Genomic DNA, 19,344 nt, shown 5'->3' with positions numbered 1-19,344 from the left:
CCCACCGTCCGCCGAATGTCGCCGTTTCCGGCTCCCCGCTTCGCTGCAATCGGTATAGCATCGCCCGCGTGACATAAACACTGACACCCTGAGGAGGGTTTTATGAGCAATGGGAATGGCGTCACGGCGACGCTGACGCAGGTCGCCGAGAACGTGAAAGAAACCGCCACCAACGTCGGCGAGACCATCGCCGCCACCGCCAGCGAGGCCGTCGCCACGGTCAAGCAGACCGCCGAGACCGTGCAGAAGCGCGTGCAGGACCAGGTCGCCAAGACCCGCAAGGCGGTGAAGAAGGCCGAGAAGGCCGTCGCCAAGCGCGCCGAGAAGGCCGGCAAGGCCGTCAAGAAGACCGTCGCCAGCGCGCGCAAGAAGCTGGAAGCGGCCAAGGCCAGCGCCCAGGCCGAAGCGGCCGCGCTGACCAAGGGCGGCAAGAAGACCGCCAAGAAGGCGGCTGCGAAGAAGGCGCCGGCGAAGAAGGCCGCTGCCAAGAAGGCCGTTGCGAAGAAGGCTCCCGCCAAGAAAGTGACCGCCAAGAAGGCCGCGCCGAAGAAGGCGGTCAAGAAGGTCGCCGCCAAGAAGGCCGTTGCCAAGAAGGCAGTGAAGAAAGCGGCGAAGAAGGTTGCAGCGAAGAAGGCCGTCGCCAAGAAAGCGGTGAAGAAGGTCGCCAAGGCGGTCAAGAAGAGCACCGCCAAGGTCGCCAAGAAGAGCGCCGCCGTGAAGAAGACCGCCGTGCGCAAGGCCGCCGGCAAGAAGGCCGCGGCCACCCGCGCCAAGAAGTAAGCCGTCCCGTCGCACCCTCTCTCCCGTGCGCGGGAGAGAGGCCGGGCCCACGCCCGTCCCGCTCCGCCTTCCAGGAACGCACGCCTCATGGCCATCAAGATCGACCAGAAAATCAAGGGCTACGCCGTCGTCACCCCCGAGGACAAGGCGCGCGACGCCGCCGCCGCGTTGCCCGCCTCGTCGATCGACCGTGCCACCGCCGAGGCTGAAGCGCCGGCGGACAACATCATCCACATGCACGAGCGCATCGAGCGCCCGGACGTGCTGATCGGCAGCACCTACAAGATCAAATCGCCGTTGGTGGAACACGCCATGTACGTGACCCTCAACGACATCGTGCTCAACGCCGGCACCGAGCACGAACTGCGCCGCCCCTTCGAAATCTTCGTCAACTCCAAGTCCATGGAGCATTTCCAGTGGATCGTGGCGCTGACTCGCATCATGTCCGCCGTGTTCCGCAAGGGCGGCGACGTCACCTTCCTGGTCGACGAGATGAAGGCCGTGTTCGACCCCAAGGGCGGCTACTTCAAGGCCGGCGGCGTGTACATGCCGTCGCTGGTCGCCGAACTGGGCAGCATCGTCGAAGAGCACATGAAGTCGATCGGCCTGCTGCACGACCCGGAAATGAGCGACCACCAGCGCGCGCTGATCGCCGAGAAGCGCAAGCAGTACGAAGAACGCTCAAAAAAAAACAATGAAGTAGGCAAGGCGGTTCCTTCTCCTGCGGGAGAAGGTGCCCGCAGGGCGGATGAGGGTGCGCTGTCCGCCGACTCCACCGCCGACCACGAAGAGGACATCGCCGTCACCGGCGACGGCGCGAGTTTCCCGCCGTCGGCCACGATGTGCCACAAGTGCAACACCAAGGCGCTCGTCATTATGGACGGGTGTGCTACTTGTTTGAATTGTGGGTATTCTAAGTGCGGGTGAGCGCATTAGATAAAAAAGGCGAATAGACATGGACGTTGCGACAACTCCTTTTCTGAAGTGGGCCGGCGGTAAAAGATGGCTCGTTGCTGATCGACCGGAGTTGTTTCGAATGTGGGAGGAGCGGTATATAGAGCCATTTCTTGGCTCAGGCGCCGTGTATTTTCACGTTCAGCCAGCTCGAGCAATTCTTTCTGATATAAATCCAGATCTAGTAAATGCATACCGCTCAGTTAGGGATGACTGGATGGCGGTATCTTCCGCCCTTAGAGAGCATTCCACGAAGCATTCTACGGCGCATTATTATAATGTGAGAGATAATGGTAAACCATTGTCTGCGACCGACGAAGCTGCTCGTCTCATTTATTTAAATCGAACTTGTTGGAATGGATTGTACCGAGTTAACCGCAAGGGGCACTTTAATGTTCCTATAGGCACGAAGGATTCGGTCATTCTGGATACAGATAATTTCAAGGCCCTTTCGGATCTTCTTCAAAAAGCAAGAATAAATCATTGCGATTTTGAGGTTGCTATAGATCAAGCGTTGGAAGATGACTTTCTGTTCGTTGACCCGCCGTACACTGTCCAGCACAATTTAAACGGTTTCATAAAATATAATGAGCGTTTGTTTTCATGGGATGATCAGGTTCGCCTCCGAGACGCCCTGGTGCGTGCTGACTCTAGAGGCGCTCGTATTCTAATGACGAATGCGGACCATGAATCTATCCGTGGACTTTATGATGGCGTGTTTCATCAAGAGTCTATATCAAGAAACTCAGTCCTTGCTGGCAAAGGTGGTAACAGAGGGGTTGTTACTGAGTTGTTGATAAAAAACTGGTAAATTCAATTAGATAGTTTTGATGTGACTAGAGAACATAATGGGGAGCAGGGATGATCAGTCAACTAGTGCCAGTAGACGGCTTAAGAGCATTGGCTAGAGCAAAAGCGCGGAGCTTTGTAAATAAAAGCATTCCACCAAGCCGCCTTGAATCCTCACTAGAAGATGGATGGGAAATCTCTCGTCATGGTAAAACGTCTATCCGGCTTAAGAGAAGCAAGGCCGGGCATGAGCTTTTGAGGGATAGGGTCTGGTCGCTCTTGTATAGACTTGGGGCCCTGAGTCTGACAAATGACTCGATCACCACTGATGACCAAGAGCCATCTTGTGACGTAATAGCTGTAGACACCGAGCTTACGTTGGCTGTTTCATGCATCTCCAATGAAAAATTTGGTCATTCTCCGTTGCTGAAAGAAAAGATGGATTCTCTCGTTGAGATGCGAGAATCTCTAGCCAGGTCAATCTCAAAGGCATTCCCTTCAGAAGTTAAAAGAAATAATGTTCTTTGCATATTTGTTGAGAATGTTGATGTCTCTGGCGAGGATCGTTCACAAGCTGAGCAGCGTGGAGTCAGCATCTTTGACGAATCGGACTTGGATTACTACGAGAAGTTGGCAGACCATCTTGGTTCTGCTTCCAAGTATCAACTCTATGCGGACCTTCTCCCAGGTAAGACAATACCTGGCTTGGCGATTCGAGTGCCCGCGGTACGCACAAGAATGGGGCCACAAACATGCCTGACTTTCCCTATTTCCCCCGAGTATTTGCTAAAAATTGCTTATGTTTCTCACCGCTCTAAGGGTAAGGCGTCCGACGTTCATACCTATCAGAGAATGCTTAAGAAGGGTCGGCTCAAGAAAATAAAGGAATATATTTCTGATAGGGGTGTCTTTCCCACCAATATTGTTATTAATATAGATAAGAAATATCTAAAATTCGAGAAGGTTCATCAAGACACTACTAGGGAATCTACTGATGCAAGTGGTGTGCTAGGCTGGCTAACGATTCGCCCGGCGTATAAATCGGCCTGGATCATTGATGGGCAGCATCGCCTTTTTGCTTACTCCGGGCACGAATACGCAAGAACTGGGCACCTCAGCGTGTTAGCTTTTGAAGGGATTAGTCCCAGCGCCCAGGCGAAATTATTTGTAGATATCAATGCAAAACAAAAAAGCGTTAAGCCATCACTACTCCAAGAGCTATTTGCGGAGCTCCATTGGGATGCCGAAGCTCCTTCTGTTCGTGTCCAAGCTATAATATCAAAAGCGGTTCAATCCCTTGACGTAGAGCGTGACTCTCCCTTTCTAGGTAGAATCCAGACTGCAGATGCCGCGAAAGATGCAACACGCTGCATATCTCTTGCGAGTATGTTTAGAGCTCTTGAGAGACATTCTTTCTTCATCGAACGGGAAGATCATAATGAAGTGGTCGAGCCTGGACCATTTTGGGCTGGCGTAAGCGAAAAAACTCTGGCTCGAACAATTTTCTTTATTAAGAATTGGTTCGGAACTATTTCCAAATCTGCTAGCGATTGGTGGACTTTAGGGTCTGCGCCAGGCGGCGGACTCGCCATGAATGACAGCATTGTGGCGTGCATAAACGTGCTTTGGTCTGTTTTTGAGCATCTCCGACAAAAGGAGGTGCAGCCTTTATCTCGCATAGACCAAAATCGCTTGTGGCTACTTTTGCAGCCTTATGCGGCAGCTTTGGCAAACCACTTTGGACGAATGTCTACGGATGAGCGCCAACGATACAGAGATTTGCGCGGCTCGCAGGGGCAGACGGTGCGTACGCGGCGTGCTCAGCAGGCAATTAGGATGGAGATCGGTGATTTCTCCCCGATAGGGTTAGAGGATTTTCTTAATAGGGAAAAGGCGCAAACAAATCTAAAAGGAAAGGAGATAATTGATAGGCTGGAAGTGCTTATACAACGGATTGTTATCGATGAGCTTAAGCAGGAGTTTGGTGCCGACGAATCGGGTTGGTGGACTCAAGGTATTCCCAAGCAAATTAGAACAGATGTGGTCTCTCGAGTTGAGCGTGATGATAATAAACGTCAATCAAAGGAGGCTTACTTTGAATTGATCGAATACCGAACTATAGTCCAGGGGCATTGGGGCATATTTCAAGGTCTAATGGGTATTGGTCGGAAATCGGAAAGCAAAGATCGCCAAACTAAGTGGCTTGCTGACCTAAATGAAATGAGGCGGATCGTATCTCACTCCTCATCTGGAGTCACTCTCGCGGTTGAGCAACTCAGTGAGTTGGAATCGCTTGAGAAGGAGCTGCTAAAAAGGCGCAAGAGCTTGCCGTCTGATTCGGATGCGGACGATCTTGCTGTGGACGAGAATGAAGCTTAGTAAGAGTGGTTGAATTGGGGCAGTTATTTGTGGGTTCTGTGTGAATGGAATTGAATGAAAATCTTTTTAAAATTGCGCTCCCCAATAGGCTCACAACTGTCATGTCGCGTACCGGTCATGGATTAAGCTGCCAATATGGGCTTTAGCATCACCAGCCTCGACGCCCTCGAAGCCCTGTACGGCCAGCCGGTGGAGCGCGCGGTGCGAAAGCAAATCGACCATCTGAACGCCGACTACCAGGCGTTTGTGCACGCGTCGCCGTTCGTGGTGCTGGCCTCTGCCGGTGCCGAGGGACTGGACTGCTCGCCGCGCGGCGATGCGCCGCGATTCGTGCAGGTGCTGGATGCGCGCACGCTGGCGTTGCCGGATCGGCCGGGCAACAACCGCGTCGATACCCTGCGTAACCTGCTGCAGGATCCGCGGCTGTCGCTGTTGTTCCTGATCCCCGGCATCGGCGAAACCTTGCGCGTGAACGGTCGTGCTGAGATCCGCGTCGATCCGGACCTGCTGGCGCGGTTCGCGGTCGGCGAGCGCTTGCCGCGCAGCGTGATCGTGGTGCATATCGACGCGGCGTATTTCCATTGTGCCAAGGCGATCGTGCGCTCGCAGCTGTGGGATCCGGCGCGGCACCTGCCGCGCGATCGCTTGCCCAGCCCCGGCACCATGCACGCGCATCTGGCCGACGGCGCGTTCGACGGCGAGGCCTACGATCGGGAATTGCCGCAGCGCACCCGGGACGCGCTGTACTAGCTTGACTGGATTGGTCTACGCGCCGCGCCGCGTGCATCACGTCGCGCCGGGTTGAACTGCACGCCGTCGCGTGACGCCGCCACCGATGTCCCTGGTCATGCCACCCTGCTACGGTGCGCCCCTGGTGGAAAGCGGCGGCGACGCCGTTCCGGCGCGCAGCGAACGACAGGGGAGTGTGGATGCGGGAACGTGGGGAACCCTCAGGCGGTTGGGGCGAGTTGCTGCTGGTGGTGGCGGTGGCATTCGGGTTGCCGATCTACTGGAGTGCGCTGGCGGTGCTGGCGCCGGTGGTGGAGCCGTCGTTTTCCGACGCGAACCTGTGGGGCATGGTGTTCTACGAGCTGCTGGTGCTGGCGTTGTTGTTGCCGACCCTGTGGTTCCGCGGCTGGACGCGGCAGGCGCTGGGGCTGCAGTGGCAGGCGCGCGACATCGGCGTGGGCCTGGCGCTGTTGGCCGCCTGTCTGGTGGCGACCTATCCGTTGAATCTGTTGAACGACAGCGTGGCGGCGGAGGTGAATCCGTCGATGGACGCGATGGTGGCCGGGCCGCTGTCGGCGCGCGTGGTGGTGCTGGTCTCGCTGCTCAATCCGATCTTCGAGGAAGTGTTCGTCTGCGCCTACGTGATCCGCGCGCTGGAGCGGCGGCACAGCCCGGCGTTCGCGGTGAACGTGAGCGTGGCAATCCGAGCGTCGTATCACCTCTATCAGGGGCCGGTCGGCACCATCGCCATCGTGGTGATAGGGCTGATCCTGGGCTGGTGGGTGGCGCGCACCGGGCGGCTGTGGCCGGCGATCGTGGCGCATGCCGCGCTGGATTTGCTGGGATTGATGGTCTACGTCTGATGCGCTGGGCGCGCGCGCCGGCAGGGGGGCGTGCACCGGGCTGATCGCAGTGTCGGCATGCGCGAGCCCGGCCGCCCATTCCATCGACGACACGGCGTCGGCCACCATGCCTGATCACTCCAGCGCCGGTGGTCGCCCGCCCGTTGGCTGGATTCGCGGCGGCGGACTCACCGAAGCGGTCGCTGGCGTAGACAGCTACATTCCTGAACACGTCGGCGCTTTCGCCGCTGTACGCCACGGCTTACAGTCGAACGACAAGGACGTGTCGCCCGCTGGACAAACGGGGGAAGGTCCGGGGTTCCCGCTGCTCGATCACGTCGGTCACGGCGCGCGCCGCGCGGGTCGCAACGCTTTCAGGGGAGAAGCGGGATGGCGTCGACCGAGGATCTGCCAGAACCTCATCCGTTGTTCGAGCTGCTGTCGGGCGAGATCAGCGACCGCGAACTGCGCCGCTGCCTGCGCGTGGTGCGCCTGCACCTGTGCATGGACGTGGCGTTCCTGTCGCGCTTCCGGGAAACCGACCGCGTGCTGGATCACGTGGACGGGCCGCCCGATGGGCCGATCCATGAAGGCCAGATCCTGCCGTTCGCCGATGGCTACTGCATGCGCGTGGTGCAGGGCGAGTTGCCGCAACTCATTCCGGATACCTCGTTGGTGCCGGCGGCGCAGTGCATCCCGGCGACGTGGCAGATTCCGATCGGCTCGCACATGAGCGTGCCGATCCAGGTGGGCGGGCGGATCTACGGCACGTTGTGCTGCTTCAGCTTCCTGCCGCGGCACGACCTGGGCGAGCGCGACATCGGCATGCTGCGTGCGTTCGCCGAGATCTTCGCGCTGCGCCTGCACGAGGTGGAGGCGCACAAGCTGGAACGGCAGGCGATGATCGACGAGATCGACGGCGCGCTGGCGGCGGGCGCGCCGCGCATCGTGTTCCAGCCGGTGTTCGCGCTGCAGGGGCTGCGCCTGCATGGATTCGAGTGCCTGTCGCGTTTCGACGTCGTGCCGCAGCGTGGGCCTGCGCAGTGGTTCCAGCAGGCCGAGCTGGCCGGCGTCGGCATCCGCCTGGAGCTACACGTGCTGGCCAAGGCGCTGGCGTATCTGCGGCGCTTCCCGCCGCAGTACCGGCTCAGCGTGAACATGTCGCCGGAACTGATCATGTCCGCGTCCCTGGCGGGGCTGCTCGGCGACGACACCGAGGTGACGCGCCTGATCCTGGAGATCACCGAGCACGCCATCGTGCGCAACTACCAGGCGCTGGCGCAGGCGCTGGCGCCGCTGCGCGAGCGCGGCGCGCAGGTGGCGGTGGACGATGCCGGCGCCGGCTACGCCAGCATGCGCCACATCCTGCAGTTGCAGCCGGACGTCATCAAGCTCGACATGAGCATCACCCAGTGCATCCATTCCGACCGCAGCCGCCGCGCGCTGGCCAAGGGGCTGACCAACTTCGCCCACGAGATCGGCACGCGGGTGGTGGCTGAAGGTGTGGAGACGGCGCAGGAACTGGACGCGCTGCGCGAGCTGCAGGTCGACCTGGTACAGGGGTATTTCCTGTCACGGCCGCTGTCGGAGGATGCGGCGCTGGCCCTGGCGCTGTCCGACGCCGGCTGAGCCGCGGGGCATCGTTGCAGGCGCGGCGCGATCGATGGACGGCTTGGCCGATGCGGGCCTGCGGCCGATCACGCGGCGTCCTCTACCACGGCACCACGCGGCCCAGGTAATCCAGGTAGTGCAGGCCGCCGCGGCCGCGGGCGGCATCGATGGTGTCGAGCAGGGGCGGGATGCTGTCGTCGATGGACAGGCGCGCCTGCGGCCCGCCCATGTCGGTGCGCACCCAGCCGGGTGCCATCAGCAGCAAGGTGTGCGCGCTGTCGCGGTGGCGCGCGGCGAAGCTTCGCATCAGCATGTTCAGTGCCGCCTTGCTGCTGCGGTAGATCTCGTACTGGCCATTCGTGTTGTTGGCGATGCTGCCTTGCCCGGACGACATCGCGCCGATGCTGCCGGTGTCGCGCACCAGGTCGCGCAGGGTCTCGATGGCGCGCATCGGGCTCAGCGCGTTGGTGACCATGACCCGGACGAATTCGTCGGTGGCGACATCGGCGACGGTCTCGCGGTCGTCGTTCTTGACGCCGGCGTTGACGAACAGCAGGTCCAGGACCTCGCCGGCCAGGCGCGCACGCAGCGCGGCCAGCTGCGCAGGGACGGTGATGTCGACGCATTCGATGCGCAGCGTTTGCGGGTATTCGGCGGCGAGGCCGTACAGCGCACTGGGCGTGCCGGCGCGTTCGGTGGCGATGACGCGCCAGCCGCGTCTCAGGTAGCCTTCGGCCATCGCCAGGCCCAGGCCGCGCGAGGCGCCGATCAGCAGGACGGTCTTGGGTGCAGGGGTGTCGATCATGGTGGGTCTCCGCGTGGCCGGCGCGGCCTCGGCACGCGAGGCTTACCGGCGGTCTGCGCACTCTAGGCACGCATGCCGCTCTGCGGAACGCGCGCCGGATGCATTGACGCCTTGCGTCGGACGCCTGTGTCCATCGTCACTGTCGGGAAGCGCGTATGCCGGAACCGGATCTGAATCTGTTGATCGCCCTCGACGCCTTGCTGGCGGAAGCCAGCGTCGCCGGCGCCGCGCGGCGGCTGGGGCTGAGCGCGTCGGCAATGAGCCGGACATTGACCCGGCTGCGCGAAGCGACCGGCGATGCGCTGCTGGTGCGGGCGGGCGGCACGATGGTGGCAACACCGCACGCGGTCGAACTGCGCGAGCGCGCCCGCGACGCGGTGGAGGCCGCCCGCGCCGTGCTGCGCCCGGCGCCGGCCGATCTGGATCCGGCGACGTTGCAGCGCACCTTCATCGTGCGCGCCAACGACGCCTTCGTGGAGGCGTTCGCGGCCATCCTGGTCGCCGCGGTGGCGGCGTCGGCGCCGCAGGTGCGCCTGCAGTTCGTGGCCAAGGCGCAGAAGAGCGCGGGGCCGCTACGCGAGGGCCTGGCCGATCTGGAAATCGGGGTGCTGGGCGCGATGGGGCCGGAAGTGCGCGTGCAGGGTCTGTTTCGCGATCGCTTCGTGGGCGCGGTGCGTAGCGGCCATCCGCTGGCGCGCGACAAGGAGGTGAGCGCGCAGCGCTATGTGGCATTCGGCCACGTCGTGGCCTCGCGGCGCGGGCGGGCGCACGGGCCGGTGGACGCGGCGCTGCAGCAGCTGGGCCTGGTCCGCCATGTCGCGACGGTGGTGCCCAGTTTTTCCGCGGCGCTGGCGGTGGCGCGCGGCTCGGACTTGATCGCATTGGTGCCGGCCTCGTTAATGGCGGCGCAGCCCGACATGCTGCGCGAGCCTGCGCATGCGTTTGCGCTCCCCGTGGTCACCGAGCCGATCACGGTGTCGATGCTGTGGCATCCGCGCCTGGAGCACGATGCGGCGCATCGGTGGCTCCGCGGCCTGTTTCTGTCCGAGTTCCGCTCGCGCGTGCCGCTGCGCTGAGTCGCACAGGCCGTTGCTGTCGGGATGCGACATCGGCACTGGTCCGCCGCCGCGGCGATGCCGCACACTTGCCGGCTCTGATCGAAGGCAGGAACAGGCGATGGCACGGCGATACGGATGGAGCGCGATGCTGGTGGGGTTGGTGGCGTTCGCCGCAGCGGCGGCTGGCCCCGCACCCGGCGAATACAGCACCAAGGAAGGATGGGGCAGCATGCGCGTCACCGAGAAGGGCGGCGCGCGCCAGTTCGACCTGTTGTCGGTCGGCGCCAACGGCCACACCTGCTCGCTGTCGGGCACGCTGCAGGGCGACAAGGCGGAGGTGAGCGATGCCGGCGACGTGCCGTGCAAGCTGGCGTTCAAGCCGGTGCCGGGCGGGTTCAACGTGGCCGCGCTGACCGAGGAAAGCTGCCGCGACTATTGCGGCATGCGCGCCAGCTTCGAGGGCGACTACCTGCAGTTGCCGGCCGGCTGCACCGCCGCGGCCAGCAGCCGGCGGCGCGAGGCCTATCTGCAGGACTACCGCGGCAAGCGCTATGACAAGGCGCTGGCCGGCATGCAGGCGTTCGCAGGCGAGTGTGGCGGCTTCCTCAACTGGCTCGATCGCGACCGCTTCGCCAACGACCGCGCCATCACGTTGCTGCGCCTGGGCCGGCCGCAGGAGTGCCTGGCGGCGCTGGACGGCACCCTGGCCGGCCGCAGCCGCGACGAGGCCTCGTTCCAGGCCGAACTGGAAAAGCAGAGCACCATGCTGCCGCCCAGCGACTGGGATGCCTACCTGCCGATCGCCAAGTCCACCTGGTTCAACCGAAAGCTGTGCGAGGCGGCCAGGCGCTGACAGACGCTGTGTCGGTGCGGGGCGCCGATGGCCGCTGCACCGGGGGCCGTCCACCGCTGCGAGACGCGGCGCGGTGGCCGTGGATGTGCTGCGGTTGGCGTGCGACGCGAGAGACGCCCAGGCCCCTGGCGCCGTCCCATGGCCCGCTGGTCGCCGGGGCGGCGTGGCGTCGCCGGTTGCCGTGGCCGCGGGCGACTGCGCATACTTCCGGCGACCAATGGCGCGTTGGACGCCCTGGAGCAAGGATGATCGATCGACTGCGACGCCTGTTGTCCCGCACCTCGCCACGCGGGGCCGATACCGCCCACGAGGCTGCGGGGCCGGAGCCCGCGCCCGAGGCGCAGCCGCGCCATGCACTGCAGCAGCTGTTGCTGCAGGTGCTGCAGCGCGAGGGGCATGCGGCGACCCTGCACGACGAGGTGGTCGTGCTCGGCAACGGCCTGCAACTGCTCACCGAATTGGTGGATCTGGCCGAGCTGCGCAAGGGCGTGCGCACGGCCAGCTGCATTCGCGTGCATCACCGCACCCTGTTCCCCGACGGGATCGTCGAGTTCCAGCATTCCATCGGCGAGGACACCGACGCGAGCCTGGCCTCGGGCTTCACGACGTGGGCGCGCACCGATCTGGTGGCGCTGTCGGAGGCGGTGGCCGCGCCGGCCGACGCGCGCTGCATGACGCTGCAGATGGAGTTCCCGGCCTCGGCCACGGCCGAGTCGGCGCTGCGGCGCACGGTGGTGCTGGGGCCGGTGGCGCACATGAATGGCGACGCCGCGCGGGCCGCGGCGGGCGAGGACACCGAACACGCGTTCTGCCCGTGCTGCCTGTTCACCAACAGCCTGGACGCCTTGATGCCGTTGCTGCAGCGGGATCAGCGCATGCTCGGCATCCGCCTGTTCGCCTCGCGCGACGCCGACGGCGAGGTCGCGGCCGATTGCCGGGTCAACGGCGAGGACTTTCCCGACGGCGTGGCCTGCCTGCGCCGTTACGCCGAGACCTGGCCGGCACTGGGCGCCATGGAATTCCGCAAGCAGTACGCGGTGGTGCGCCTGCCGGAGCCGGTGGCGCCGGACACCGCGCACTGACGCATCATCGGGCGCTGCCCGAGCGCGTGCGCAGTGTTGAGCAGCGGCGGTTTAGGCCGCCGCAGCGGCATCCGCCGGCGCGCTGGGCAGCGCCGACGCCACGATGCCGTGCAACTGCGCGGCCAGCGTCTTGCGGTCGCTGCCCGGCGCCACCGCGAGCGGTGCGTGGAAGGTCACCCTGACCACCGCGCCGGACAGGCGAAGGAAGTGCGCGACGTGCGCACCGGCCTGCATCTCGCCGTAGAAAGCGTAGGCATCGCGATCGCCGCCTTGCGCGATGGGGTGCCCGTCGACGCTGCGCACCTCCAGCGTGAACGGCTGCAGCGTCCACTGCCGCGCGCCCGGGTCGGCGCTGAGGAACAGCGAGAACAGGCTGGACTTGAACGGCGCGACGCGCTCGCCGGAGGAGGTGGTGCCCTCGGCGAACAGCACCACGTCGTGATCCGGGCGCAGTTGCGCCGCCACGGCGGCGGCCACCGCGGCCGCATCCTGGCGGCGCCGGCTGATGAACACGGTCTGCGCCAGCGCGCCGATGTGGCGCATGCCCGGCCAGCGTTCCATATCGTTCTTGGCGATGAAGCGCGCGCGCAGCAGGCTGCCCAGCACCACGATGTCGAAGTGGGAGATGTGGTTGCCGACGAACAGCGTCCCGCCCGCGTCGCGCGGCGTGCCCACCACCTCGATGCGGAGGCCCAGGGCGCGCCGCAGGCAGCCGAACCACAGCCGCGGCAGCACGAACGCGCCGCGGCCGCGGGTGAAGCGCATCAGCAGCCACTGCGGGGGGATCAGCAGCAGGCTGGCCGCGATGCAGACGGCGAGTCGGACGATGGCGCGCACGCGGCCAGTCGGGGCGTCTGCAGCATGTCGAGGCGAAGCGGAAGGCATCGGGGTCGCAGGTGAGGGCACGGTCGGCACGCGCGGCGGCGCGCCCTCGGCGATGGTAGCCGAGGCGTGTGTACTTCAGCACCCACGGGTGACCTGCTGGCGGTCCGGCGTGCTGTCTGCTCCGCGCGTCGCGGCTGAAGCCGCTCCCACAGGAACCGGCGATGTGCTGTCTGGGGGCACTGTGGGAGGGACTTCAGTCCCGACTGCTTTCAGGGACGGATGGCTGGTGTGCTTCGTTCGTCGCGGCTGGAGCCGTTCGTAAGGCTCTTGCGGTGTGTGACGAGATAGGAGGGGCGGTTGGCCAAGGCGATGCCCATCGGTGTCGACTTCGTCGCCGGATGCGCCGATCACCCCTGCGAGGCGCACCGGAGGAGCGGCTTCAGCCGTGATGAGGCGTCGCCGATCGCACACGTCGCGGTATCAGCGCCTGTGGGCCTTGACGAGTTGCGGCAAAAAAGAACGACTGGCACCAGTGGAAGCCGCACCTGCAGAGGTACTGCAGGTTGCGGAGTCAGTGCGTGCCATCGGCCTGCTTGCAATCCGCAGTCTGCGAGGTGGCAAACGATGTAAGGGTCCACGCATCTGCGGGTCGCGCCTCGACGCCGTAGATCCACGACTGCCTCACGCCGCCGATGCAACTGGCGATGGCGATGCTGTCGCCTGGCGTGCCCTGGTCGGGTAACGGTAGCGGTTCGGGCGCCCGGGTCTGTACGCCGTGCAGCGTCCTCGTGTAGGTCAGGACGATAGGGCCGAGCCGGTCAGGATTTCCCATGCTCATCACGTCTCCGCGCGTTTTTTGCTGCGCCAGCCAATCGCGCACCTGCCGCCATTCGGGCGTGCCCGCGGCGTAGGTGTTGGTACTGGAAACGCGCAGGCTGTCCGGCACCTCCGGCGCCGCGTGCGTCGCCAGGGGCAGCAGGGCGAGCAGCAGCGGGCCCATGACCCATCCGGTGCGCCGAGCGCGTCGTTGACTGGTCCCGACTGCACCACCGTTGTGCCTGTGCATCCGACCGCTCCCTGCTGGTTGCCGATGGCGCGACGATAGCACCATCGGTGGCCATGCCTGCCCGCGTGGCCCGGGCGTGTCGCCGGCCGCGCTCGCGCTCAGCGTTTGCCCGGGCGATCGGCCAATGAGGCCTGCAGCGCGGTCGCCAATGCCGCGTCGCCGCTGACCAGCGCGCTCCAGCGTAAGTCCAGGCCCTTGCGCCGGCCCTTCTCGGTGAGCTTCAGGCCATCCGGGTCCACGGTCAGGGTGTAGTGCACGCTGTCGATCTCCAGTGCGCGGCGCAAGGGTTTGTCGAGCGGGGTCATGCGGCGGCTCCCGTTTTCACGATGCGACGAGGGTAGCGGGGCGAAGGTGATGGCAGGTTCTGCAGGCGCGCCGGATGAAGTCGCTCAAGATCGCCACCTACAACGTCAACGGCATCCGCAGTCGCTTGCCGCAGCTGCTGCAATGGTTGCAGCGCGAGGCGCCGGACATCGTCGGGCTGCAGGAGCTCAAGAGCGTGGACGCCCGCTTTCCGCTGGCCGAGCTGCATGCCGCCGGCTACGGCGCGGTGTGGATGGGGCAGTCGAGCTGGAACGGCGTGGCGCTGCTGGCCAGGGGCTGCGATCCGGTCGAGAGCCGGCGCGGCTTGCCCGGCGATCCGCGCGACACCCAGAGCCGCTACATCGAGGCGATGGCGCACGGCGTGCTGGTCGGCTGCCTGTACCTGCCCAACGGCAATCCGCGCCCGGGTCCGAAGTTCGACTACAAACTGGACTGGTTCGCGCGGCTGCAGCGGCATGCGCAACACCTGGTGGCGCTGCCGCATCCGGTCGCCTTGATCGGCGACTTCAACGTGGTGCCCACCGATGCGGACATCTACAACCCGGCCTCATGGCGGCGCGATGCGCTGCTGCAACGGGAAAGCCGCCAGGCCTATGCAGAACTGCTGGCGCAGGGCTGGACCGACAGCCTGCGCCAGGTGCACGGCGAGCGCCGCGTGTACACGTTCTGGGATTATTTCCGCCAGCACTGGCAGCGCGATGCCGGGCTGCGCATCGACCACCTGCTGCTGAATCCGCCGCTGGCTGCGCGCCTGCGCGACGCCGGCGTGGACCGCTGGGTGCGCGACCTGCCGCATGCCAGCGACCATGCGCCGACCTGGGTCGTGCTGGGCGCGGCGCCGGCCCGAGGTGCAGCTGCGTCGCCGGCGAAGCCGAAGCGCGGTGACGCGGGCGCTGAAGGAAACACGAAGGGCGCCAAGGCGACGAAGACCACGCGCACCTCCGCATCTGGCGCGCCGTCGCGGGCGGAGAAGGCGGCAGCGCGGACCAAGGGCAAGGGTAAGACGACGGCCACGACCAAGGCGAAGTCGACGACGCCAGCGCCGGCAACAAAAAAGAAAGGCGCAACAAAAACGGCAACCGCCAAGACGCCGAAAGCGCGCAAGCCGCGCGCTGCCACTACGGTGCCGCCGACGCCCTCGCGCGGTGGCAAACTCCGCAAACCACCCCTTCTCCCACCGGGAGAAGGTGGCGCGTAGCGCCGGATGAGGGTGCGGCAGAATCGGAAAGACGCAGTTTCCCGCTATGCCGCCGCGCGATGTGACCGACGCGGCGGCACGTCTTCTCTTACTTCAACATCTCGGTAAACGCACGATCGGCCTCGATCACGTCCGGCAGCGCGGCGAACAGCGCGTCCAGGTCCACGTCGTCCAGCAGCGGGCCGGTCACCGCCTGCCGCGCCTGGTCGTTGGCGCCGCCGTGGCGCTCCAGCGCGTCGGCGACCAGCGCCGCCTGGGCGACGACCTTCGGCATCGGCTCGCCTTCCGGGGCCTGCAGCGGCCGCGCCTGGAAGGCGATGGCGCTCTGGATCACCTGCGGCAGGTGCCAGCGCCGCGCCAGCTCGGCACCCACTTCCGGGTAGCCGAAGCCCAGTTGCACGGTCTCGTCGGCGGCGCGGCCGCTGGACGAGGCGTCCGGGTGCAGTTGCGCGGCGTAGTCGGGCGCGCCGGTCTGGATCAGCAGTTCGCCGATGTTGTGCATCATGCCGCAGGTGAAGGCGGTCTCCGCGTCCAGGCCCTTCTGCCGCGCCAGCAGCCGGCACACCCCGGCCACTTCGAAGCTGTGCAGCCAGAACGCGCGCAGGTCGAAATGCGCCGGGGCATGGAACGCGCCGGTCACCGAGGAGGCCAGCACCAGGGTGCGCAAGGTGTTGAAGCCCAGGCGCAGCGCCGCGTCTTCCACCGTGGTGGAGTCGCGCGCGCCGCGGAAGCGCGCCGAATTGGCCAGCCGCAGCACCTTGGCCGCGATCACCGGGTCCCGCTCGATGTTGCGCGCCACCGCGTCCAGGCTGGTGCCCGGCGCATCGAACTGCAGGATCAGGTCCTGCGCCACCTGGGGAATGGTCGGCAGGGTGTGCAACTGGTCGAACAGCGCCTCTAGCTTCATGGGACCCTCGGAACGAAACGGGAGGCGGCAGGACCGGAAGCCGGCCGCGCCGCCACGGTGGCGGAATGCGCGCATCCTACCGATTCGCGATGGCCGGCGTGTGGAAGACCGGTCCCGCGGCGACGGCCGCGCTCTGGTGCAGCCAAGGACGCGGCTCAGCCGGCGCCGCGCACGCGCAGGGTCAGGCCCTTGAGGAAGTTGCGCAGCAACTGGTCGCCGCACAGGCGGAAATTCTTGTGCTCCGGCTGCCGGAACAGCGCCGACAGTTCCGGCTTGGACACCGGGAAACCGGCGGCGTCGAAGATCTGGTGCATGTCCACGTCCTTGAGCTGGAACGCCACGCGCAGCTTCTTCAGCACCACGTTGTTGGTGATGCGCGCCTCCACCGGGCGCGGCGGCAGGCTTTCGTCGCGGCCGCGGTAGTGGAACACCAGCCCGTCCAGCACATGCGCCAGCACCGCGTCGCTGCATTCGACGAAGCCGTCTTCGTCCTCCTTCTTCAGCCACGCCGGGATCTGCGCCTTGTCGATCGGGAACGCGGGATCGGCGAGGTGCGCCAGATCGACGATCTTCTGGTCGCTCAAGTCGAGCATGTAGCGGATGGAGCGCAGGATGTCGTTGTTGAGCATGGCGGGTGTGGGAGTGCGGGAGGCCCGGCGAGGGGCGCTAGTCTAGGCGCTGGCCCGCATCGGCGCGTAGACCGCGCAGGCCCGGACCATGGCTGCGGTTCACCGAGGGTGTGCACGCGGCGCGGTTGCATCCGCGGGCGCATGCGCCATCATCGGCGCATGGACCATTCGATTCCCAAGCCGAGCGCGGTGTCCGCGCTCAATCCGCGCCAGGAGCAACTGGTGGCGCTGGTGCGCCAGCAGGGCTATGCCGAGGTGGAAGGGCTGGCGGCGCGCTTCGAGGTGACGCCGCAGACCATCCGCCGCGACCTGACCCTGCTGTGCGAAGCCGGCGTGCTGCGCCGCTACCACGGCGGGGTGAGCCTGCCGTCCAGCGTGGAAAACCTGGCCTACACGGCGCGCAAGTCGCTGCAGGCGCAGGAGAAGCGGCGCATCGCCACGCTGCTGGCGCAGCACATTCCCGACGACGCCTCGCTGTTCATCAACATCGGCACCACCAACGAGGACGTGGCGCGCGCGCTGATGGGCCACAGCGGCCTGCGCGTAATCACCAATAACCTCAACGTCGCGGTGATGATGAGCGCCAACCCCAGCTTCGAGGTGATGGTGGCCGGCGGGCGCGTGCGCGGCCGCGACCAGGGCGTCACCGGCGAGGCCACCATCGAGCTGATCCGCCAGTTCAAGGTGGACTTCGGCGTGATCGGCATCTCCGGCATCGATCCGGACGGCACCCTGCTGGATTTCGACTTCCACGAGGTGCGGGTGGCGCAGGCGATCATCGAGCACTCGCGGCAGGTGTTCCTGGCAGCCGACCACAGCAAGCTTGGTCGCAACGCCATGGTCCGGCTGGGACCGATCGGGCGGGTGCACGCCTGGTTCACCGACCGCGCGCCGCCGGCCGAGCTGGCCGCGGTGCTGGAGGCGGCCGGCACCCGCGTGTTCGTCGCCGAGGGCGATGCGGCCGACCAGGGCGCGCCGGCGCTGGACGCTGCCGCGGACTGAACGAGGCCGGCCCTGCCGCCGCCGGGATGGCACACAGGGGTGTGTGTTCGGATTGTTTCGTTAATGTTGCGTGATGTGGCGAGGTCATCGCGCCGCAGCGGCCCCGCGCGCCCGCCCGGCTGTCTCTGAGCTAAGCCGCTTGCCGGTTACGGCCGGTTTGCAGGATGCCGTCGACGCCACGCTGCAGTGCAACGTGATATGTTCGGAAATGTTCGTTTACGATCTTTTCGTCCTCAGTTCTGTGCTCGGCCACTGTTGCCGAGCCGGACACGACACTTCCGGAGTCGGCTATGCGTGAGACCTACGATGTGCTGGTGGTCGGTGGCGGCATCAACGGCGTGGGCATCGCCCGCGACGCGGTGGGCCGCGGCCTGTCGGTGTGCCTGTGCGAGCGCGACGACCTGGCCGCGCATACCTCCAGCGCCAGCACCAAGCTGATCCACGGTGGCCTGCGCTACCTGGAGCAGTACGAGTTCGCCCTGGTCGGCAAGGCCCTGGCCGAGCGCGAGGTGCTGCTGCGGCTGGCCCCGCACATCATCTGGCCGCTGCGTTTCCTGCTGCCGCACCAGCCGCACCTGCGCCCGGCGTGGATGATCCGCACCGGCCTGTTCCTGTACGACCACCTGGGCCGCGGCCGTCGCACCCTGCCGGGCTCGCGACGCCTGGCGCTGCGCACGCACCCGGTGGGTGCGCCGCTGCGCGAGGAGTTCCGCACCGGTTTCGTCTATTCCGATGCCTGGGTGCAGGACGCGCGGCTGGTGGTGCTCAATGCGATGGACGCCGCCCAGCGCGGCGCGCGCATCCTCACCCGCACCCGCTGCGTCGGCGCGCGCCGGGTCGATGGCCTGTGGCAGGTGCAGTTGCAGCATGCAGACGGCCGTCGCGAGGAACTGCGCGCGCGGTCGCTGGTCAACGCCGCCGGACCGTGGGCGGTGCAGTTCCTGGACGAGGTGGCGCACGTCGGCCACGACCACGCGCTGCGCCTGGTCAAGGGCAGCCACATCGTGGTGCCGCGGCTGTTCGAACACGACCATGCCTACATCTTCCAGCAGCCGGACCGGCGCATCGTCTTCGCCATTCCGTACGAGCAGGACTACACCCTGATCGGCACCACCGACGTCGACTACCACGCCGACCCGGCCGCACCGCGCATCGACGGCGAGGAGACGCGCTATCTGTGCGAGGCGGCCAACCGCTACTTCCGCAAGCAGATCGCCCCGGACGACGTGGTGTGGAGCTACAGCGGCGTGCGCCCGCTGCTCGACGACGAGGAGGACAACGCCGCCGAGGTCACCCGCGACTATCTGCTGGAACTGGACACGCGCGATGGTGCGGCCCTGCTCAATGTGTTCGGCGGCAAGCTCACCACCTACCGCAAGCTGGCCGAGGAGGCGGTGGACCGGCTGACCGCGCATGCCGGGCGCAAGGCGCCGGCCTGGACCGCGCACGGTGCGCCGCTGCCGGGCGGCGAGCGCAACGACATCGCCACGCTGGCGCGCGAGTTGCGCGCG

The 19,344-nt window shown here is 65.4% G+C and carries 19 protein-coding genes; 13 read left to right on the top strand and 6 right to left on the bottom strand.

Annotation, left to right across the window (positions count from 1 at the left end):
* The first annotated feature begins 102 nt into the window (after nucleotides 1-102).
* The 7 genes from D180_RS13380 to D180_RS13360 all read left to right on the top strand — a co-directional run bounded on the left by D180_RS13380 (nucleotide 103) and on the right by D180_RS13360 (nucleotide 8,102).
* Entirely contained in the window at nucleotides 103-780 is a 678-nt protein-coding gene (locus D180_RS13380) for a hypothetical protein (protein ID WP_017913189.1), read from the top strand.
* An 87-nt stretch (nucleotides 781-867) separates the two neighbouring features.
* Nucleotides 868-1,707 carry an NrdJb gene (locus tag D180_RS13375; RefSeq protein WP_017913188.1) on the top strand — a complete coding sequence of 280 codons (840 nt, stop codon included), beginning with the start codon at nucleotides 868-870 and terminating at the stop codon, nucleotides 1,705-1,707.
* A 28-nt stretch (nucleotides 1,708-1,735) separates the two neighbouring features.
* Nucleotides 1,736-2,545: a Dam family site-specific DNA-(adenine-N6)-methyltransferase gene (locus D180_RS23060; protein WP_081616484.1), complete on the top strand. Its 810-nt coding sequence runs from the start codon at nucleotides 1,736-1,738 to the stop codon at nucleotides 2,543-2,545.
* A 50-nt stretch (nucleotides 2,546-2,595) separates the two neighbouring features.
* A complete protein-coding gene (locus D180_RS23055) occupies nucleotides 2,596-4,902 on the top strand; it encodes a DGQHR domain-containing protein (protein ID WP_081616485.1) in 2,307 nt (768 codons plus the stop codon).
* A gap of 135 nt (nucleotides 4,903-5,037) precedes the next feature.
* Entirely contained in the window at nucleotides 5,038-5,652 is a 615-nt protein-coding gene (locus tag D180_RS13370) for a pyridoxamine 5'-phosphate oxidase family protein (RefSeq protein ID WP_017913187.1), read from the top strand.
* 179 nt (nucleotides 5,653-5,831) lie between these two features.
* A complete protein-coding gene (locus D180_RS13365; RefSeq protein ID WP_043090975.1) occupies nucleotides 5,832-6,494 on the top strand; it encodes a CPBP family intramembrane glutamic endopeptidase in 663 nt (220 codons plus the stop codon).
* A gap of 369 nt (nucleotides 6,495-6,863) precedes the next feature.
* Nucleotides 6,864-8,102 carry an EAL domain-containing protein gene (locus D180_RS13360; protein ID WP_017913185.1) on the top strand — a complete coding sequence of 413 codons (1,239 nt, stop codon included), beginning with the start codon at nucleotides 6,864-6,866 and terminating at the stop codon, nucleotides 8,100-8,102.
* An 82-nt stretch (nucleotides 8,103-8,184) separates the two neighbouring features.
* On the opposite strand, the gene D180_RS13355 is transcribed toward D180_RS13360, so the two are convergent.
* Nucleotides 8,185-8,889: an SDR family NAD(P)-dependent oxidoreductase gene (locus D180_RS13355; RefSeq protein ID WP_017913184.1), complete on the bottom strand. Its 705-nt coding sequence runs from the start codon at nucleotides 8,887-8,889 to the stop codon at nucleotides 8,185-8,187.
* A gap of 179 nt (nucleotides 8,890-9,068) precedes the next feature.
* Between D180_RS13355 and D180_RS13350 the strand changes: the two genes are divergently transcribed.
* The 3 genes from D180_RS13350 to D180_RS13340 all read left to right on the top strand — a co-directional run bounded on the left by D180_RS13350 (nucleotide 9,069) and on the right by D180_RS13340 (nucleotide 11,882).
* Nucleotides 9,069-9,965, top strand: coding sequence for a LysR family transcriptional regulator (locus D180_RS13350; protein ID WP_343122584.1), 897 nt, complete (start codon nucleotides 9,069-9,071; stop codon nucleotides 9,963-9,965).
* A 100-nt stretch (nucleotides 9,966-10,065) separates the two neighbouring features.
* The gene (locus D180_RS13345; RefSeq protein ID WP_198526556.1) at nucleotides 10,066-10,800 is read left to right on the top strand and encodes a hypothetical protein; all 735 of its coding nucleotides are present in this window, start codon (nucleotides 10,066-10,068) and stop codon (nucleotides 10,798-10,800) included.
* A gap of 245 nt (nucleotides 10,801-11,045) precedes the next feature.
* On the top strand, nucleotides 11,046-11,882 hold the full coding sequence (locus tag D180_RS13340; RefSeq protein WP_017913181.1) for a DUF6348 family protein: 837 nt from the start codon (nucleotides 11,046-11,048) through the stop codon (nucleotides 11,880-11,882).
* Nucleotides 11,883-11,933: 51 nt separating this feature from the next.
* Here D180_RS13340 and D180_RS13335 read toward each other — a convergent pair whose 3' ends face one another.
* From D180_RS13335 to D180_RS13325, 3 genes are all read right to left on the bottom strand, one after another.
* Nucleotides 11,934-12,719 (bottom strand): lysophospholipid acyltransferase family protein, encoded by a 786-nt coding sequence (locus D180_RS13335; protein ID WP_017913180.1) that lies wholly within the window; start codon nucleotides 12,717-12,719, stop codon nucleotides 11,934-11,936.
* A 559-nt stretch (nucleotides 12,720-13,278) separates the two neighbouring features.
* Nucleotides 13,279-13,707, bottom strand: coding sequence for a hypothetical protein (locus D180_RS13330; RefSeq protein ID WP_017913179.1), 429 nt, complete (start codon nucleotides 13,705-13,707; stop codon nucleotides 13,279-13,281).
* 164 nt (nucleotides 13,708-13,871) lie between these two features.
* The gene (locus D180_RS13325; protein WP_017913178.1) at nucleotides 13,872-14,078 is read right to left on the bottom strand and encodes a hypothetical protein; all 207 of its coding nucleotides are present in this window, start codon (nucleotides 14,076-14,078) and stop codon (nucleotides 13,872-13,874) included.
* A 74-nt stretch (nucleotides 14,079-14,152) separates the two neighbouring features.
* Here D180_RS13325 and D180_RS13320 point away from each other — a divergent pair, with 74 nt between their 5' ends.
* Nucleotides 14,153-15,295 (top strand): exodeoxyribonuclease III, encoded by a 1,143-nt coding sequence (locus tag D180_RS13320; RefSeq protein ID WP_017913177.1) that lies wholly within the window; start codon nucleotides 14,153-14,155, stop codon nucleotides 15,293-15,295.
* A gap of 88 nt (nucleotides 15,296-15,383) precedes the next feature.
* Here D180_RS13320 and D180_RS13315 read toward each other — a convergent pair whose 3' ends face one another.
* Nucleotides 15,384-16,202: an HDOD domain-containing protein gene (locus D180_RS13315; protein WP_017913176.1), complete on the bottom strand. Its 819-nt coding sequence runs from the start codon at nucleotides 16,200-16,202 to the stop codon at nucleotides 15,384-15,386.
* 155 nt (nucleotides 16,203-16,357) lie between these two features.
* Entirely contained in the window at nucleotides 16,358-16,831 is a 474-nt protein-coding gene (locus tag D180_RS13310) for a DUF1456 family protein (RefSeq protein ID WP_017913175.1), read from the bottom strand.
* A 141-nt stretch (nucleotides 16,832-16,972) separates the two neighbouring features.
* Between D180_RS13310 and D180_RS13305 the strand changes: the two genes are divergently transcribed.
* Together D180_RS13305 and glpD are read left to right on the top strand one after the other, a co-directional pair.
* The gene (locus D180_RS13305; RefSeq protein WP_051064828.1) at nucleotides 16,973-17,833 is read left to right on the top strand and encodes a DeoR family transcriptional regulator; all 861 of its coding nucleotides are present in this window, start codon (nucleotides 16,973-16,975) and stop codon (nucleotides 17,831-17,833) included.
* A gap of 290 nt (nucleotides 17,834-18,123) precedes the next feature.
* On the top strand, nucleotides 18,124-19,344 hold a 1,221-nt coding region (gene glpD / locus D180_RS13300), incomplete at its 3' end, for a glycerol-3-phosphate dehydrogenase (RefSeq protein WP_017913174.1).

It is taken from the genome of Xanthomonas sp. SHU 166 (genome assembly GCF_000364685.1).
Lineage (GTDB): Bacteria > Pseudomonadota > Gammaproteobacteria > Xanthomonadales > Xanthomonadaceae > Xanthomonas_A > Xanthomonas_A sontii.
This window is presented reverse-complemented; position numbering and strand designations above follow the sequence as displayed.

Bases quoted from the DNA above. Each gene is read 5' to 3' on its own strand.
- D180_RS13380 (WP_017913189.1), top strand. From the start codon at position 103: ATGAGCAATGGGAATGGCGTCACGGCGACGCTGACGCAGGTCGCCGAG.
- D180_RS13375 (WP_017913188.1), top strand. From the start codon at position 868: ATGGCCATCAAGATCGACCAGAAAATCAAGGGCTACGCCGTCGTCACC.
- D180_RS23060 (WP_081616484.1), top strand. From the start codon at position 1,736: ATGGACGTTGCGACAACTCCTTTTCTGAAGTGGGCCGGCGGTAAAAGA.
- D180_RS23055 (WP_081616485.1), top strand. From the start codon at position 2,596: ATGATCAGTCAACTAGTGCCAGTAGACGGCTTAAGAGCATTGGCTAGA.
- D180_RS13370 (WP_017913187.1), top strand. From the start codon at position 5,038: ATGGGCTTTAGCATCACCAGCCTCGACGCCCTCGAAGCCCTGTACGGC.
- D180_RS13365 (WP_043090975.1), top strand. From the start codon at position 5,832: ATGCGGGAACGTGGGGAACCCTCAGGCGGTTGGGGCGAGTTGCTGCTG.
- D180_RS13360 (WP_017913185.1), top strand. From the start codon at position 6,864: ATGGCGTCGACCGAGGATCTGCCAGAACCTCATCCGTTGTTCGAGCTG.
- D180_RS13355 (WP_017913184.1), bottom strand. From the start codon at position 8,889: ATGATCGACACCCCTGCACCCAAGACCGTCCTGCTGATCGGCGCCTCG.
- D180_RS13345 (WP_198526556.1), top strand. From the start codon at position 10,066: ATGGCACGGCGATACGGATGGAGCGCGATGCTGGTGGGGTTGGTGGCG.
- D180_RS13340 (WP_017913181.1), top strand. From the start codon at position 11,046: ATGATCGATCGACTGCGACGCCTGTTGTCCCGCACCTCGCCACGCGGG.
- D180_RS13330 (WP_017913179.1), bottom strand. From the start codon at position 13,707: ATGGGCCCGCTGCTGCTCGCCCTGCTGCCCCTGGCGACGCACGCGGCG.
- D180_RS13325 (WP_017913178.1), bottom strand. From the start codon at position 14,078: ATGACCCCGCTCGACAAACCCTTGCGCCGCGCACTGGAGATCGACAGC.
- D180_RS13320 (WP_017913177.1), top strand. From the start codon at position 14,153: ATGAAGTCGCTCAAGATCGCCACCTACAACGTCAACGGCATCCGCAGT.
- D180_RS13315 (WP_017913176.1), bottom strand. From the start codon at position 16,202: ATGAAGCTAGAGGCGCTGTTCGACCAGTTGCACACCCTGCCGACCATT.
- D180_RS13310 (WP_017913175.1), bottom strand. From the start codon at position 16,831: ATGCTCAACAACGACATCCTGCGCTCCATCCGCTACATGCTCGACTTG.
- D180_RS13305 (WP_051064828.1), top strand. From the start codon at position 16,973: ATGCGCCATCATCGGCGCATGGACCATTCGATTCCCAAGCCGAGCGCG.